Genomic DNA, 14,623 nt, shown 5'->3' on the forward strand with positions numbered 1-14,623 from the left:
CAAAAATGACGCGCGGCCACCCGTAGCCGCCCGGCGCGTATTCGTGAAACCACGGCACGCGAAACCAGATGCGGCTGTCGTGAACATAGTTGTCGAGAAGATGGATGGCTTCCGGGCGAAGCCGCGCAGCGGCCTCCAGCGAAGCATGCTTTTTCAGAAAGCTCGTGACGCCGCGCGCCGGCGCGGCCAGGAGGTCGTCGCCCGTACTGAAGTTGCTTAAGATCGTGCTCCACGTCGTTGCGAGCAGAATGCCGCTTTCGGCAAGCGCTACGTGCGGCGAATCGCTGTTTGGGTGGTCATGCGACACCGAAAGCGTGGTTCGCGTCTGCCCCGCGTAGGGAGAGTTCTCGTACACCGAGTGAACTGAAACTGTTTCCGTTACTTGCCAGGAAATCTTGCGTTGCTCAGGATGCAGAAAGCCGAGTAGCAGGCGCATTTCTTCGGCGCCCTGACGCAGATCGTTCTGGTCATTGGTGGTGACATCGCACGGCCCTTCGCCGGGACGCGCGGGAGAAGGATCGTTCTTGTCCGGATGTCCGACCGATCCGCAGATTGCTTCCGTGCGCCGGTCCATCGACTCGCGCGTCGCGCTGATCTGGCCGTCGAGCTGCGCGATGCGCACCGTGTTGGTCGGATAGGTGCGGTTGTCCGCCAGACGGGATTTCTCTACCTGCAATTTCGACAGCCGGTCGGCGAGCGCCTGGTATTCCGGGTCTGTTTTTCTGGCTCTGTCCACGTCGAGGGCCACCTTGTGCGGTGTCATGCTGTCCTCTTGCGCGAGACGGAAGAATTCCTGCTCGGTCACGTAGTCGGCCGTGCCGATCTTGGCGCGTAGCGTTCGCCATGCCAGCATTTCCGTCATGCCGTGCTTTATCGCATCTTCGATGCTGCCGATCGGACCGGCTGTCTTGCGCCAGTCGTTGAAGGCGGTGATGGTTTGGGGGGAGAGGGAGAAGTCGGATGCAGTGTCGGATTGAGCCAGGATATCGGAACCGCTCTGCAGCGGGACACCATATTTGAGCGCGTGAATATACATGTCATGCAGCGGGATCTGGCTTAGTTTGCCACTGTCATGATTGCCGCGGCCGGACCCACGCCCCTTGCCCTGTTCGTTCGGCGCGTATCCGCCGCCGACATCCGAATGCACGCCGGGATAGGCAATTTCAAGACGCACGCCGCCGGGATAACCGCCCACATCGCGTATCGAATCGACGGGAAAGCTCATGCGCTGTTCGTGAATCGAAAACGCGTGGACGCAATAGCGGACGGAATCGGGAATGCGCATCGCGCCGTTATTGGCGAAAGCGAAGTGGCCGTCGAATGATCCGATATCCACCGATGCACGGGTCAAATCAGGCGGCCCCACGGAGGCGACCGTGTCGAAAAGCCCCATGAAGTTGACCTGATAAGGTATTGCATACTTGCCGCTGAACTTCACCAGATTGCCACCGGGCGCCCAATCGTTGACCAGTTTGTGAACGAACGCACGCGCACCCGCTGCGCCGCGCGAAAAGCCGATCACGTTGATCCAGACTTTTTTGATGGTGCGTGGTTTGTCGCCGTTATCTATTGCATCTTTGTGCGTTACGCCGAGTATCTGGATGAGATCGTTGAAGCCGCTCATGTCGCCGTTCGCGCCTGCGGCGCACAGGGGCTTGGCCTTGTCTACCGGGACTAGAAGATGGGTTCGGTCCGGTGCGACAGTCTCATAGACTGCGTTCAGAACGCGGGTAAAGCCCCAAAGACAACGTGCGTTGAAGCCCTTGGCCATGGCCTTGCCCATCTGCAAATAAGTCTTTTCGCCGATGTCTGGTAGCGGAGTACCTACGCCGGGAATGTAGAATGGGAACAGACCATCGCTATTCTTTTCGATTGCCGCTTTAAATAATCTGGCGACGTTGGTATGGCAATATTTGAGAGAATCGCGCCGCGGATTTTTCTTGTCGTCGTTGTTATTCGTGCCGTCGAAAAACAAGCTGATATGGAGTGTCTGCTCGCATGAGCGTGTTTCGTCGTGCATTCGCAGCGCGCCATCGCGAAATGCATCATCGCTTTCGGACGGCTGCAGTCGCCCTCCATCCGCCATTTCTTCCGGCCATTGGATACTCATTGCATTCCTCCGTCGCGATACAGCCTGTTCCATTCTTCATCAATGGCACCCTGCACAACGTAAGGGTCGTCGTCCGCAGGGCGGTTGTTGGCGTTGTTTCCACCATTGTGGTTGCCGTCAGTTATCATGAGGCGCACCCTGTCACCGGGTAGAAAAATGCCCCACACTGCTCCCGCCATTCTTCCGTCGTATTGGGCGATCCGCACGTTCTCCGCCTTGTACCAATATCCCGGCGTCTTGCCGTCGCGCTTTTTGTCTACCAACCAGCGCACGGTCAATTTTAGGTCCGGTTGCCACTCGCGCGGGAATGACATGCAGCAAGTTTCCTTTGCTCCGCCGGAAGGCTCGTCGCTACCCTTCTCCATCGGCCAGACGTTTGGACCACCGCCACCGATATCGCTACCCTTCGGGCCCGTGATCGCGAAGTCATGGATGTACCAAGGCGTATAGTTCAGCGCCCTGACGCCACCGTCCAGAAGCTCGACATGCGGAGGTACGTACACAGTACTCGCCGCATCGCTCCGGATACCTGAGCATCCAGCCAGTGACGCACACAGTGAGAGCAACAGACTCCTGAACAGACGAGACTTCGCCACTCGTGATTTCGACAAGCCGTTGTTGGTAGTCTGAACCACCGTGTCTGCTTCGATGATGTTTTGCATCTGCACTCGCCCTCCAATAGGCATTGTTTCTGGCCTCTCAAACCTTCGCCACACTTCGAATCTGCTAGTCATGCGCGGGGGGATACAGCCGATTCCATTCGTCATCAATGACACCCTGCACGATGTAGGGATCGTCGTCTGCCGGACGGTCGTTGACGTTGTTTCCACCATTGCGGTTGCCGTCAGTGACCATAATGCGAACCCTGTCATCGGGCAGAAAAATGCCCCACACGGCTCCTGCTTTTCTTCCTTCGTACTGCGCGATCTGCACGCCTTCGGCCTTGTACCGGTAACCGAATACCTTGCCATCCGGTCTTTTTTTCTCGACTAACCAGCGAACAGTCAGCTTCAGGTTCGGTTGCCATTCGAGTGGAAATGACATGCAGCAAGTTTCTCCTGCACCACCGGAAGGTTTGTTACTGCCCGTTTTCATCGGCCAGACGTTTAGACCACCGCAACGATGCCACTATCCTTCGGGCCCGTAATCGCGAAGGTGTGGATATACCAGGATGTATAGTTCAGCACCTTGACTCCTCCGCCGAGAAGTTCAATATACGGCGGCACGTCCAAAGTACTCGTCGCATCACTCCGGACACCGGAACATCCAGCCAGCAATACGCATACTGATAACATCACGCCCCTGGACAGACCAGACTTCTTCGGCAGCAACTTCGACACCCAGTCGCTAATCGCGCGAAATGTCGCGCCCACTTTCCCGACCTGTTCTTGTGCTTCGCTCGGCTTGTGTGGAGTCATCCTGAACTCGCATGCCGGGCAGACTAATTCCTGTCTTGTCTCATCGCGCATTCGCCGCGCCCCGTCGCGCAAAACATCATCGCGTTTCGATACCTGCACCTGTCCACCGCCCAGTAGCATTGCTATCCATTGAAACTTCATTACATTCCGCCCTTGCGATATAGCCGGTTCCATTCGTCATCGACAACGCCTTGAGCAATGTATGGATCGTCGTCCGTCGGACGGTTGTTGGCGTTGTTTCCGCCATCATGATTGCCATCAACGATCATGATGCGAACCCGGTCTCCAGGTAGAAAGATGCCCCATACGCCTCCAGCGTTTTTCCCGTTGTATTGTGCGATCCGCACGTTCTCGGCTTTGTACCAGTATCCCGGCGTCTTACCGTCGCGTTTTTTGTCCATTAGCCAACGTACGGTCAACTTCAGGTCCGGTTGCCATTGGAGCGGGTAAGTCATGCAGCACACTTCCTTTCCTCCTCCCGCAGGCGCTTTATCCCCCGTTCTCATCGGCCAGACGTTCGGACCACCACCGCCGATACCACTACCCTTCGGGCCCGTAATTGCAAAAGCGTGGATGTACCACGGTGTGTAGTTGAGCGCCCATACACCGTCGCTCGCCAGCTCAATAGGAGGAGGCAGGTCCACCATGTTCACCGCATGATTCTGGATACCTGAGCATCCAGTCAGTGATACGCACAGTGAGAGCAACAGACTCCTGAACAGACGAGACTTCGCCACTCGCGATTTCGACAAACCGTTGTTGATCGTCTGAAACATCGTGTCTGCTTCTATGATGTTGTGCCTCTGCACTCGCCCTCCAATACGCATTGTTTCAGTGCTGCCTAACGGCTTCCGCGTTTCGAATCTGCTAGTCATGCGCGTTCCGATAGTTGCACTAGTCCTCCATCCAGCCGTTGCCTCACCCATCGAATCCTCATTCCATTCCCCCGTCGCGATAAAGCCGATTCCATTCCTCATCAAGGGCGCCCTGCACGACGTAGGGATCATCATCGGCTGGACGGTCATTGACGTTGTTTCCGCCATTACGGTTACCGTCGGTGATCATGAGGCGCACCCTGTCACCGGGCAGAAAGATGCCCCACACTGCGCCGGCATTTCTCCCGTCGTACTGTGCGATCCGCACGTTTTCGGCCTTGTACCAGTAGCCTGGCGTTTTGCCATCGCCCTTCTTATCCACCAGCCAGCGCACGGTCAGTTTTAGGTCCGGTTGCCACTCGAGTGGAAATGACATGCAGCAGGTTTCCTTGGCACCGCCGGAAGGTTTGTTACTACCCGCTTTCATCGGCCAAACGTTTGGACCACCGCCACCGATGCCGCTACCCTTCGGGCCCGTGATCGCGAAAGCATGGATGTACCAAGGCGTATAGTTCTGCGCCCTGACGCCGCCACCGAGAAGTTCAACATACGGCGGCATTTCCACAGTACTCGCCGCATCACTCCGGATACCTGAACATCCAGCCACCGCTACACCCACCCAAACCAGCAACCCACGCAACCAAACGCTCGCCCCCAAAAAGCCCGATCGACTACCCATAGCCCATTGCTCCAGATAAACGTGAACTAGCGGATCACAAAAGCAGATCCACCTCTCGCGGCCTTGAGCAGACAATCTATGCAAACACCTTTAGGCGAAAGGTCCGCAGGCGTGCTCTTCGGTCCGGGGAGTGAATGCGTCGCGGCAAACGCGGCGAACTTGCCCGGCGTGAATATCTGCGCGCCGGAGTCATCCAGCACCAACCTGCTCTTGCCTCCTTGCAGCTCCAGCTTTTCAACACCGGTAATCCGAATGACCTTGCTCAAAAGCGTGATGGACTTCGCGGAATCGAGGCTGATGGAACTCGTCAACGCGTGCAAAACGATGTCGCCCGCCGCTGCCGACAGCCTGATGCCGGCACGCTGCGCGAAAAGCCGGATGGTGTCTCGCACAGTGCCGAACAGGCTGCGTCCGCTCGCAATGGCCACATGTCCTTCGGCGGTCACCGCAGCCTGCTGGGCCGCGATGTGCACCGTTGCAGGCGACGCGATTTCAACGCCAGCCTTGCCGTCGATAAGCAGATGCGGTTCGCTCAACTGTGGAAACGCGGCGTCCGTCGCAGCCGTTCCGCGAAGCTGTTCGTTTTGAGCCTGGATCGTTCTGGCGATGTCCGCCTGGTGCCCCTCCGCATCCTGCGCTTCGCCCTGCACCGCGACCTGCGCCAACGCGTCGTGCAGCACCTGCGCCTTGTCGAGCCGGCCGACAATCTCATCGTTGTCCTTGGCGGCGGCGCAAGCGCCCGCGCGCGTCTGCGTGGTAATGAGCATGCCCTTGTTGGCTCGCATCACGCCCCACGCATCCGTCGCGAGTTCGAAGCCCTCGCCGCGCGCCTTGTCGCGTCCGCTATGTCCGTCAATGCGCGTGTTGTAGCCCAGCACCAGCCGCGACTGCGCATGATCGCTGGCCACCTGCACCTGCAACTGGCCCGGCGTGTCGTCCGTCACCACGCTGTTGGCAGCCACGCCCTTCAGGTCCCGGCTGCGCCACCCCGACAGCGCGTCGTTCTTCGGCAACTGCCACGGCGCCTGATGGAACTCAGTCGTATGCTCCGAAATGATGTAGGGACGGTCAGGATCGCTGTCGTAGTAGCCGACCAGCACATGGTGCCCGACGCGCGGCAGCCACATCGCGCCGTGTTCCACGCCATGCCAGGGTGACGCCACGCGCAGCCAGCAACTCGCGTTCTCATCTTTCTCGCCGAGCCGGTCCCAGATGAAATGCGCCTTGACCCGCCCGTACTCGTCGCAATAAACCGGTTCGTCGCCATAGCCGGTCACAACAGCCGCTTCCGCATAGGCGCGCGGCTTCTTCGCTTTCTGCGGCGTGCGGTAGAAGGTGTTGGCGGGCACTGCTGCAAACTTCGTCGTGCAGCTGTACTGGCGGTCGATCGCCCCGCGCTGCGTAACCGTGTCGTTGTTGACGATCTCAGTGATGGTCGAGACGACCAGATATTCGCCATCGCCTGGCGTGAGCGGATAGCCTTCGAGCGTGAATGTGTAGCCCGTCATCAAGCCGCGCAGGTTGCCTTTGCCCTTCGCCCGCAGACTTTTCGCGCGATGCGCTTCGACCTTCACGCGCGCCAGATGCTCGCCCTCGAACCGCGCGTCGCCGTGCAGGCCGCGCGTGCCCATGGGCCCTTCCATCGGCTGCGCGTAGTCGCCCCACGCGTACTCCTCCGCGTTGTCGAAGGCGCGCCCGCCGTAGTCTTCCTGAGCGACGGCAAGATTGCCCAGCGACTGCGTGTAGTCGTAATCGGTGAGCGACACTTTGCCCGTGGTGAGCTGCCGCGCAACCCTGAATTCGTGGACGTACTCCTCGTCGATGCGCTGACCGTCGCGCTCCAGATAGCGCAGCGTCTGGTACGCGGGGCCGTGCTTTTTATAGGCGCCAGGCGAATCGCACAGCACCAGCGTGCTGCGCTCGAAGAAGAAGCTGATGCCCCATTCCTGCCAGATTCGATTCAGATAGCAAAAATCCGACTCCCACCATTGCCGCTGGTAGTTGCGCTTGGGATACGGACGGCGCTGCATGCCAGGACCCGCGAGGCGCAGCTCGAACGGGAACGGATATTTCTGCAGGACATCCCGCGTTATTTCGATCACGTCGCGTTCCTGCCAGAACCGGCTATCGCGGTTCAACGTCGCAAGCCATAGCCACGGGCGCAGCTTGAGCCGGTAGAACGCGCGCCGGTCGTCCGCTCCGACGCACTGCGCCGAGACGATCAGGCCCGTCAGCTTGCGAATGTCGGCGCCGATATTGGACATGCCGGCGTCGCCTCTGGCGCCCTGCACCCACGTGCCGTTGCCTTCGACGGCAATGTTGAGCGTGATTTCCTTGCCGATCAGCGCATCCACATCGACTAGCGCCTGCGCTTCGCTTGCGCTCAGCGCCGCAGCGTCGATCGTGCTGACCTCGATGTCGTACTCATACAGGTGGCCGAGCTTTTCCCTGCCCCGCAGACGCGAGACTACGAACAGCGGTTCGCCCGCCCATTGCGGCAGCGCCTTGCCGGTGATTTCCAGCGTGCGCGGCTGTGTGAACCATGACATCGGCAACTCCGTTCGTTGGGTCAATCCACAGATAGGGCCGCTCAGGCCGCGCCGCGCGTACCCGCGCGCGGTGGCCAGTGCGTGATGCGTCCGCGCTGCGTCGAGCACAGCACGGTTGTCGTGAATGAGCGCTCCGACACGTGACGGGCGACGTAGCGCTCCAGCACGAGCCCGAGCGTGTACGGACTCATGCCGTCAAAGCCGCTCTCGTCGAAAGTGAGCGTGCATTCGATACCGCGGCCGAACGGCTGCGGGAAGTGCGGCGGCAAGCGGCGGTTCACGGGCGTCGCCGTCGCGCTCGTTAGCGCTTCGACCTGACGGCGCAGCACGGCGGTGTCCTCGCTCAGATAGAGGCGCAACAGTCTGCGCAATGCGTCGCCGGTCGCCGGCCGGTCGGGCGGCTCGTCGAAGGTCATGTAGCCGAGGTTGAGCTGGCCGTACAACTGCCAGGCCCGCTCACCAGACGCCAGCGGTGGCCGGGGCATGGTCGGCGCGCGCACCAGGCCGACGCTTTCAGCCGGTATCGATTTGTGCGGGAACAGGTCACGCCTGCCGTCGCATGGAATCAAGCACGGTAGATCGCGGTTGGTCAGCAACGCCTCGAGCGACAGGTAGTGAATCCCCTCGGTATTGGGCCGCTCATCCCGGTCAACCAGCGAAATAAAGGTGCGCGTCTCGGTAAAAGGGCGGCGCGTGCCGTAGTGGCGATCGTCCTCTTCGGACCGGTTCAGTTCGCGGCGGATCGTGAAATACCGCGCGCCGCGGCTCGTGCTTTCACCAACGGACGCATGCAGCGGATAAAAACGCAGCGCTTCAGAAGCTTCGGAAACCTGGCCCCAGGCCGCCTGCACGGAATGCACAGCGTAATCAGAAGACGCGGCCGGTACGGGCAAAAGCCGGTGTGACTGCCGGTCCGGATCGAGATCGAGCCGGTCCGTGCGCCTGGGGAAGAGATTGATGACCGGTGTACAGAACAGCGCGAAGTGCGACGCATCAACGGTCTCGGCCAGCCTGTGCGCGGGCCGCTCCAGCAGGAGCACGATCTCGGCCTCGTTACCGGCAATCGAGGCGAGTCCCTTGGCCAGCCCTGTGAGCGTGAAGAACCAGAAGCGTGCGGGACAGGCGAAGTACTCCTGCAACAGGTTGTGACCGTGGAACTTGCGAGGCACGGCGGGCAGCAGGCTTTGTTCCGGTTCGAGCGCTTCATGCACAACCGCGCCGCGCGTGACCGCGTGCAACGTGCCGGTCGCGAACTCGCCGGGCACGCCAGTCACGCTGGCGAGGCCCGCCGCATGAATCAGCTCGAACAGATGCGAGGCGGTAGTTTCATCACCCGAGAGATAGACCGGCAACCGGTCCAGACCGGCCAGATTCGCAATGGACGCGCCGTTCGTCGTGCGCAACCGCAGACGCAGCGCCCCATGCGCAGTCCGGCCCGCCGGCACATACCGGTCGAGCATGGGAATGTCGGGTGGAATTCCGGTCAGCCGCGCCTGCACGATCTCCAGGGGAAACAGCGTGACGTCCTGGCTGCTGCGGAATTCACAGGCGGTGACTTCGCCATCGGGAATGCGCGAGGGGAATGCGGTGCCGCGCGGCACGACCGTGCCATTCACGGCATGCTTACCCTGTGCGAGCGGGAAGAATCGCGCAACGGCTATCGACGGTGTCGGACACGTGTAGTTCGGATAGACGGTCTGCAACAGCGGCAGCGTGAATTCCGGGAACGCGTCGTCCAGCCGGATTTGCGCCCGGGCGGTCACGAGGGCCGACGACTGCAGCAGGCGCTCCACGTAAGGGTCGCCGATCTCGCCAGCGTGCATGCCGAGCCGCCGCGCGATCTTTGGATGCGCGGCGGCAAACTCCATCGCCAATTCGCGGATGTAGAGCAGTTCACGGCTGTAGTAGTCGAGCAGTCGCGGGTCCATCGCTTCGCGTCAATGCCGCTCGCGCATTGACGGGGTAAATGGGCGACGCCTCTCGTCGCGGGAATGGGCGGGTGTGCCTTCTCTCTCTTGCATAACTTTTTTTTGTTGGGGAATGGGCGCGGCATCGCCCGGAAGAGAGATTGGAGCGCACAGCACGGCGTTGCGGGACGGGAAAACTCCGCAAAAACATGCAGGCATTTCCCGCGCGCAGTCGGCATTTGATGCAGTTGAAAAAAACCGCACGGAGGTGGCTCAAGGACTTCCGGGTAGAAATCACCGAGCAAAAAACCGTCGAGCGTGCAAAACCTCAGTTCCGCGCCAGTAACCGCCAATTACTTTGCCGTCGTCAACTCCGCCCATTTGCGACCTTCGGACTAAAACAGAAACGACCTGCCCCGAACATCGCCGAACCCCAACCCCGCACGCAAAAACCGCGCTTACAGCCCTAGTGCACACGACGAAATAAACCGCTAATCTCGACCCCGCAAGCCCGTTCAGGGCCGCGCGCAGCGCAAAGAAATCCGCGCCACGCGTCTGAAAAATGGCCCTAAAAAGCCACGCCGCGCAGCGGCAAAAAAGCACCCCGTGGAGTACCCCTTTGGAAAATCCTGCACCACCGTCAGCCGTCCCTGAAGACTGGATCGCCCGCAGCCTGCGCGCCGTCTGGCACCCCTGCACGCAGATGAAGCACCACGAGCGCCTGCCGCTCGTGCCCGTCGCGCGCGGCCAGGGCGCGTGGCTCTACGACCGCGCCGGCCATCGTTATCTGGATGCCATCAGCTCCTGGTGGGTCAACCTGTTCGGCCACGCCAACCCGCGCATCAACGCGGCGCTGAAAGACCAGCTCGACACGCTCGAACACGCCATGCTCGCCGGCTGCACGCACGAGCCGGCCATCGAACTCGCCGAGCGCCTCGGCGCGCTCACAAACAACACGCTGGGCCACGCGTTCTTCGCGTCGGATGGCGCGTCCGCCGTCGAAATCGCCCTGAAGATGAGCTTCCACTCGTGGCGCAATCGCGGTTTCGCCGACAAGCAGGAATTCGTCTGCATCGCCAACAGCTATCACGGCGAAACCATCGGCGCGCTCGGCGTCACCGATGTCGCGCTCTTCAAGGACGCCTACGATCCGCTGATCCGTCACGCGCACGTCGTGGCATCGCCCGACGCGCGCCTCGCGCAACCAGGCGAAACCGCCGCCGACGTCGCGCGCCGCGCGCTCGATAACGTTCGCTCGCTCTTCGAAGCACGCGCCACGAAAATCGCCGCGCTGATCGTCGAGCCGCTGGTGCAGTGCGCCGCCGGCATGGCCATGCATGACGCGTCGTATATCGCGGGATTGCGCGCCTTGTGCGACCAATACGGCGTGCATCTGATCGCCGATGAAATCGCCGTCGGCTGTGGACGCACCGGCACTTTCTTCGCCTGCGAACAGGCCGCCATCTGGCCGGACTTTCTGTGTCTGTCGAAAGGCATCAGCGGCGGCTATCTGCCGCTCTCGATCGTGCTGTCGCGCGACGAAATTTTCGAAGCCTTCTATCACGACGACACGGCGCGCGGCTTCCTGCACTCGCATTCGTACACGGGCAATCCGCTCGCCTGCCGCGCGGCGCTAGCCACGCTCGATCTGTTCGCGAGCGACAACGTGCTCGCCGTCAACGCGCAAAAATCCTCGAAGCTGAAAGCCGCGCTCGCGCCGCTAGCCGAGCACAAGCAAGTCCGCAATCTGCGTCAGTGCGGCACGCTCTTCGCATTCGACGCCGTCCTCGACGATGCTCAGCAAGCCCAAACATTCTCGCGCCGCTTCTTCGAAAACGCGCTGCAGCGCGAACTGCTGCTGCGCCCGATTTCGACCACGGTGTATCTGATGCCCCCTTACATCCTCGACGACGAAGAACTCGCGCTGCTCGCCGCACGCACCCGCGAAACCTTCGAAGCCACGCTCGCGGAGACCCGCTAATGCATCTGCTCGACACGCTCACCGAAGGCCTGAAGGACATCGACGCGCGCGGCCTGCGCCGTCGCCGCCGCACCGCCGATACGCCGTGCGCCGCGCACATGACTGTGGACGGCCGCGCAATCATCGGCTTCGCCAGCAACGACTATCTCGGCCTCGCCGCGCATCCGCAACTCATCGCTGCCATCGCGGAAGGCGCGCAGCGTTATGGCGCAGGCAGCGGCGGCTCGCATCTGCTCGGCGGCCACTCGCGTGCGCATGCGCAACTCGAAGACGATCTCGCGGAATTCGCCGGCGGCTTCGTCGACAACGCGCGCGCGCTTTACTTCAGCACCGGCTACATGGCGAATCTCGCCACGCTCACCGCCCTCGCGGGCCGCGGCACGACGCTCTTCTCCGATGCGCTGAATCACGCGTCGCTAATCGACGGCGCGCGCCTGTCCCGCGCCGACGTGCAGATCTACCCGCACTGCGATACGGAAGCGCTGAGCGCGATGCTCGAAGCCTCGGACGCCGACGTCAAAGTGATCGTCTCCGATACCGTGTTCAGCATGGACGGCGATATCGCGCCGTTGCCGCGCCTGCTCGAACTCGCCGAACAACACGGCGCATGGCTGATCGTCGACGACGCGCACGGCTTCGGCGTGCTCGGCCCGCAAGGCCGCGGCGCGATCGCGCAGGCCGCGCTGCGTTCGCCGAATCTCATTTCCATCGGTACGCTCGGCAAAGCGGCCGGCGTCTCCGGCGCGTTCGTCACGGCGCATGAGACGGTGATCGAGTGGCTCGTGCAGCGCGCGCGTCCGTACATCTTCACCACGGCGTCGGTGCCGGCCGCGGCGCACGCGGTGTCGGCGAGCTTGCGCATCATCGGTGGCGAGGAAGGCGACGCGCGGCGCGCGCATCTTCAGCAGCTGATCGAACGCACACGCGCCATGTTGAAGGCTACGCCTTGGTTGCCGGTCGACTCGCACACTGCCGTGCAGCCGCTCATCATCGGCGCGAACGATGCCACGCTCGACATCGCCGCCACGCTCGATCGCGCGGGTCTGTGGGTGCCGGCGATCCGTCCGCCGACCGTACCGACCGGAACGTCGCGTTTGCGTATTTCGCTGTCGGCCGCGCACTCGCAGGCGGACCTCGACCGGCTCGAAGCCGGCTTGCAGCAACTCGGAGCGAAGGCGGCATGAGTAGCACAGTTCAACCCGCCCTGTCCTTATTCGTCACCGGCACGGATACAGAAATCGGCAAGACGTTCGTCTCGTCGGCACTGTTGCGCGGCTTCGTCCGCGAAGGCCTGCAAGCCGCCGCGATGAAGCCGATCGCCGCCGGCGCATTCGAACTGAACGGCGTACTGCATAACGAAGACGCGGATCAACTCGACGCCGCCTCGAACGTATTACTGCCGCCCGCGATGCGCACGCCGTATCTGCTGAAGGAACCGGCCGCGCCGCATATCGCGGCCGCGCTGGAAAACGTTACGTTCGATCTCGACCATGTCGTCGATTGTCACGCGCAGGCTTTGAAGCGCGCGGAGATCGTCGTCGTGGAAGGCGTCGGCGGCTTTCGTGTGCCGTTGACGGCCACTCAGGACACCGCCGATCTAGCCGTCGCATTGAACCTGCCGGTCGTGCTGGTGGTCGGCATGCGGCTCGGCTGCATCAGCCATGCGCTGCTGACCGCCGAAGCGATCGCCGCGCGCGGGCTCACGCTCGCCGGCTGGGTCGCGAACCGCATCGATCCCGACATGACGTTCCCCGATGAAAACATCGCATCGATCCGCGAGCATCTGGCACGTCAATACGACGCGCCGTTGCTCGGCATCGTGCCGAATCTGCATCCGGCGTCGCCCGAACTTGCGGCGGACCAACTCGACATCAATCGGCTTTTGCAGACGCTGAGGCACATGCAAACGCATTCGCAGCGCTAAAAACTCACATATCCATCCATGAGGATTGACGACATGACGCAACTGAACATCGCTCCCACGCCCGCCGGCACAGCCGCGGCAAACAACAATGCCAACACCGCGGCCGGCGCGAAGCAGGTCGCGCGCTGGCGCGTCGCCGACATCGTCGCATTGTACGAACTGCCGTTCAACGACCTGATGTTCAAGGCACAGCAAACCCATCGCGAGCATTTCGATGCGAACACCGTGCAACTGTCCACGCTGCTGTCGATCAAGACCGGCGGCTGCGAGGAAGATTGCGCGTACTGTCCGCAGTCGGTGCATCACGACACGGGCCTGCAAGCCGACAAGCTGATGCCGGTCGACGAAGTGCTCGCCGCCGCGAAAGTCGCCAAGGAAAACGGCGCGACGCGCTTCTGCATGGGCGCCGCGTGGCGCAATCCGAAAGACCGTCACCTCGAACCGATCAAGGACATGATCCGCGGCGTAAAGGCGATGGGTCTGGAAACCTGCGTGACGCTCGGCATGCTCGAAACGCATCAGGCGCAAGGGCTGCGCGAAGCGGGCCTCGACTATTACAACCACAACCTCGACACGTCGCCGGAGTTCTACGGGCAGATCATTTCGACGCGCACGTATCAGGACCGCCTCGACACGCTGGAACGCGTGCGCGATGCGGGTATCAACGTGTGCTGCGGCGGGATTGTCGGCCTGGGTGAATCGCGCCGTGAGCGCGCCGGTCTGATTGCGCAACTGGCGAACATGGAGCCGTATCCGGAATCGGTGCCTATCAACAATCTGGTGCAGGTGGAAGGCACGCCGCTGACCGGCACGGAGGCAATCGACCCGTTCGAATTCGTGCGTACGATCGCGATCGCGCGCATCACCATGCCGCGCGCGATGGTGCGTCTGTCGGCCGGCCGCGAGCAGATGGACGAAGCGTTGCAGGCATTGTGCTTCCTCGCCGGCGCGAATTCGATTTTCTACGGCGATCAGTTGCTGACCACCAGCAACCCGCAAGCGGAAGCGGACCGCAAGCTGCTCGAACGTCTCGGCATTCGCGCCGAAGCCGCGCAGCAAATGCCGCTCGATCAAAGCGGCTGCGAACATGGTTGCGATAAGCACGCTGCGCCGAACTGAGCGTATGCATAGCGCGAGATAGAGCACGCGCAATAAAAAAAGGCTGCCTCGTTTTTCGAGG

13 protein-coding genes are annotated in these 14,623 nt (G+C 61.6%); 5 read left to right on the forward strand and 8 right to left on the reverse strand.

Annotated features, from left to right (window positions below; translation table 11 throughout):
• The 8 genes from ACFSNN_RS14555 to tssF all read right to left on the reverse strand — a co-directional run.
• On the reverse strand, nt 1-2,143 hold a 2,143-nt coding region (locus ACFSNN_RS14555), incomplete at its 3' end, for a phospholipase effector Tle1 domain-containing protein (RefSeq protein ID WP_377779178.1).
• Nucleotides 2,107-2,772 carry a DUF3304 domain-containing protein gene (locus ACFSNN_RS14560; protein WP_134457280.1) on the reverse strand — a complete coding sequence of 222 codons (666 nt, stop codon included), beginning with the start codon at nt 2,770-2,772 and terminating at the stop codon, nt 2,107-2,109. The genes ACFSNN_RS14560 and ACFSNN_RS14555, both read right to left, overlap by 37 nt.
• 64 nt (nt 2,773-2,836) lie before the next feature.
• Complete coding sequence (locus tag ACFSNN_RS14565; protein WP_244322792.1) at nt 2,837-3,154, reverse strand: DUF3304 domain-containing protein; 318 nt, start codon at nt 3,152-3,154, stop codon at nt 2,837-2,839.
• Between the two features lie 62 nt (nt 3,155-3,216).
• Entirely contained in the window at nt 3,217-3,669 is a 453-nt protein-coding gene (locus ACFSNN_RS14570) for a hypothetical protein (RefSeq protein WP_244322793.1), read from the reverse strand.
• A complete protein-coding gene (locus tag ACFSNN_RS14575; RefSeq protein WP_166799262.1) occupies nt 3,669-4,304 on the reverse strand; it encodes a DUF3304 domain-containing protein in 636 nt (211 codons plus the stop codon). Before ACFSNN_RS14575 ends, ACFSNN_RS14570 begins: the two co-directional genes overlap by 1 nt.
• 157 nt (nt 4,305-4,461) lie before the next feature.
• Nucleotides 4,462-5,082 (reverse strand): DUF3304 domain-containing protein, encoded by a 621-nt coding sequence (locus ACFSNN_RS14580; RefSeq protein WP_134457282.1) that lies wholly within the window; start codon nt 5,080-5,082, stop codon nt 4,462-4,464.
• 26 nt (nt 5,083-5,108) lie between these two features.
• A complete protein-coding gene (locus ACFSNN_RS14585) occupies nt 5,109-7,631 on the reverse strand; it encodes a type VI secretion system Vgr family protein (RefSeq protein ID WP_134457283.1) in 2,523 nt (840 codons plus the stop codon).
• Between the two features lie 41 nt (nt 7,632-7,672).
• Complete coding sequence (tssF, locus tag ACFSNN_RS14590) at nt 7,673-9,559, reverse strand: type VI secretion system baseplate subunit TssF (protein ID WP_134457284.1); 1,887 nt, start codon at nt 9,557-9,559, stop codon at nt 7,673-7,675.
• Between the two features lie 140 nt (nt 9,560-9,699).
• Between tssF and ACFSNN_RS14595 the strand changes: the two genes are divergently transcribed.
• The 5 genes from ACFSNN_RS14595 (at nt 9,700) to bioB (ending at nt 14,562) form a co-directional block, all read left to right on the forward strand.
• Nucleotides 9,700-10,008 carry a hypothetical protein gene (locus ACFSNN_RS14595; protein ID WP_377688803.1) on the forward strand — a complete coding sequence of 103 codons (309 nt, stop codon included), beginning with the start codon at nt 9,700-9,702 and terminating at the stop codon, nt 10,006-10,008.
• Nucleotides 10,009-10,157: 149 nt separating this feature from the next.
• A complete protein-coding gene (gene bioA, locus ACFSNN_RS14600; protein ID WP_134457286.1) occupies nt 10,158-11,519 on the forward strand; it encodes an adenosylmethionine--8-amino-7-oxononanoate transaminase in 1,362 nt (453 codons plus the stop codon).
• A complete protein-coding gene (gene bioF, locus ACFSNN_RS14605) occupies nt 11,519-12,703 on the forward strand; it encodes an 8-amino-7-oxononanoate synthase (RefSeq protein WP_134457287.1) in 1,185 nt (394 codons plus the stop codon). Before bioA ends, bioF begins: the two co-directional genes overlap by 1 nt.
• Nucleotides 12,700-13,443, forward strand: coding sequence for a dethiobiotin synthase (gene bioD / locus ACFSNN_RS14610; protein WP_134457288.1), 744 nt, complete (start codon nt 12,700-12,702; stop codon nt 13,441-13,443). The genes bioF and bioD overlap by 4 nt, the downstream gene beginning before the upstream one ends.
• 33 nt (nt 13,444-13,476) lie before the next feature.
• On the forward strand, nt 13,477-14,562 hold the full coding sequence (gene bioB / locus ACFSNN_RS14615; RefSeq protein ID WP_134457289.1) for a biotin synthase BioB: 1,086 nt from the start codon (nt 13,477-13,479) through the stop codon (nt 14,560-14,562).
• Nucleotides 14,563-14,623: the final 61 nt, after the last annotated feature.

Origin of the sequence: Paraburkholderia dipogonis, assembly GCF_042680985.1 — a bacterium.
Lineage (GTDB): Bacteria > Pseudomonadota > Gammaproteobacteria > Burkholderiales > Burkholderiaceae > Paraburkholderia > Paraburkholderia phytofirmans.

Coding starts and splice junctions, on each gene's coding strand:
- ACFSNN_RS14570 (WP_244322793.1), bottom strand. CDS start 3,669: ATGAAGTTTCAATGGATAGCAATGCTACTGGGCGGTGGACAGGTGCAG.
- tssF (WP_134457284.1), bottom strand. CDS start 9,559: ATGGACCCGCGACTGCTCGACTACTACAGCCGTGAACTGCTCTACATC.
- ACFSNN_RS14585 (WP_134457283.1), bottom strand. CDS start 7,631: ATGTCATGGTTCACACAGCCGCGCACGCTGGAAATCACCGGCAAGGCG.
- bioB (WP_134457289.1), top strand. CDS start 13,477: ATGACGCAACTGAACATCGCTCCCACGCCCGCCGGCACAGCCGCGGCA.
- ACFSNN_RS14565 (WP_244322792.1), bottom strand. CDS start 3,154: ATGTCATTTCCACTCGAATGGCAACCGAACCTGAAGCTGACTGTTCGC.
- ACFSNN_RS14580 (WP_134457282.1), bottom strand. CDS start 5,082: ATGGGTAGTCGATCGGGCTTTTTGGGGGCGAGCGTTTGGTTGCGTGGG.
- ACFSNN_RS14560 (WP_134457280.1), bottom strand. CDS start 2,772: ATGCAAAACATCATCGAAGCAGACACGGTGGTTCAGACTACCAACAAC.
- ACFSNN_RS14575 (WP_166799262.1), bottom strand. CDS start 4,304: ATGTTTCAGACGATCAACAACGGTTTGTCGAAATCGCGAGTGGCGAAG.
- bioD (WP_134457288.1), top strand. CDS start 12,700: ATGAGTAGCACAGTTCAACCCGCCCTGTCCTTATTCGTCACCGGCACG.
- bioF (WP_134457287.1), top strand. CDS start 11,519: ATGCATCTGCTCGACACGCTCACCGAAGGCCTGAAGGACATCGACGCG.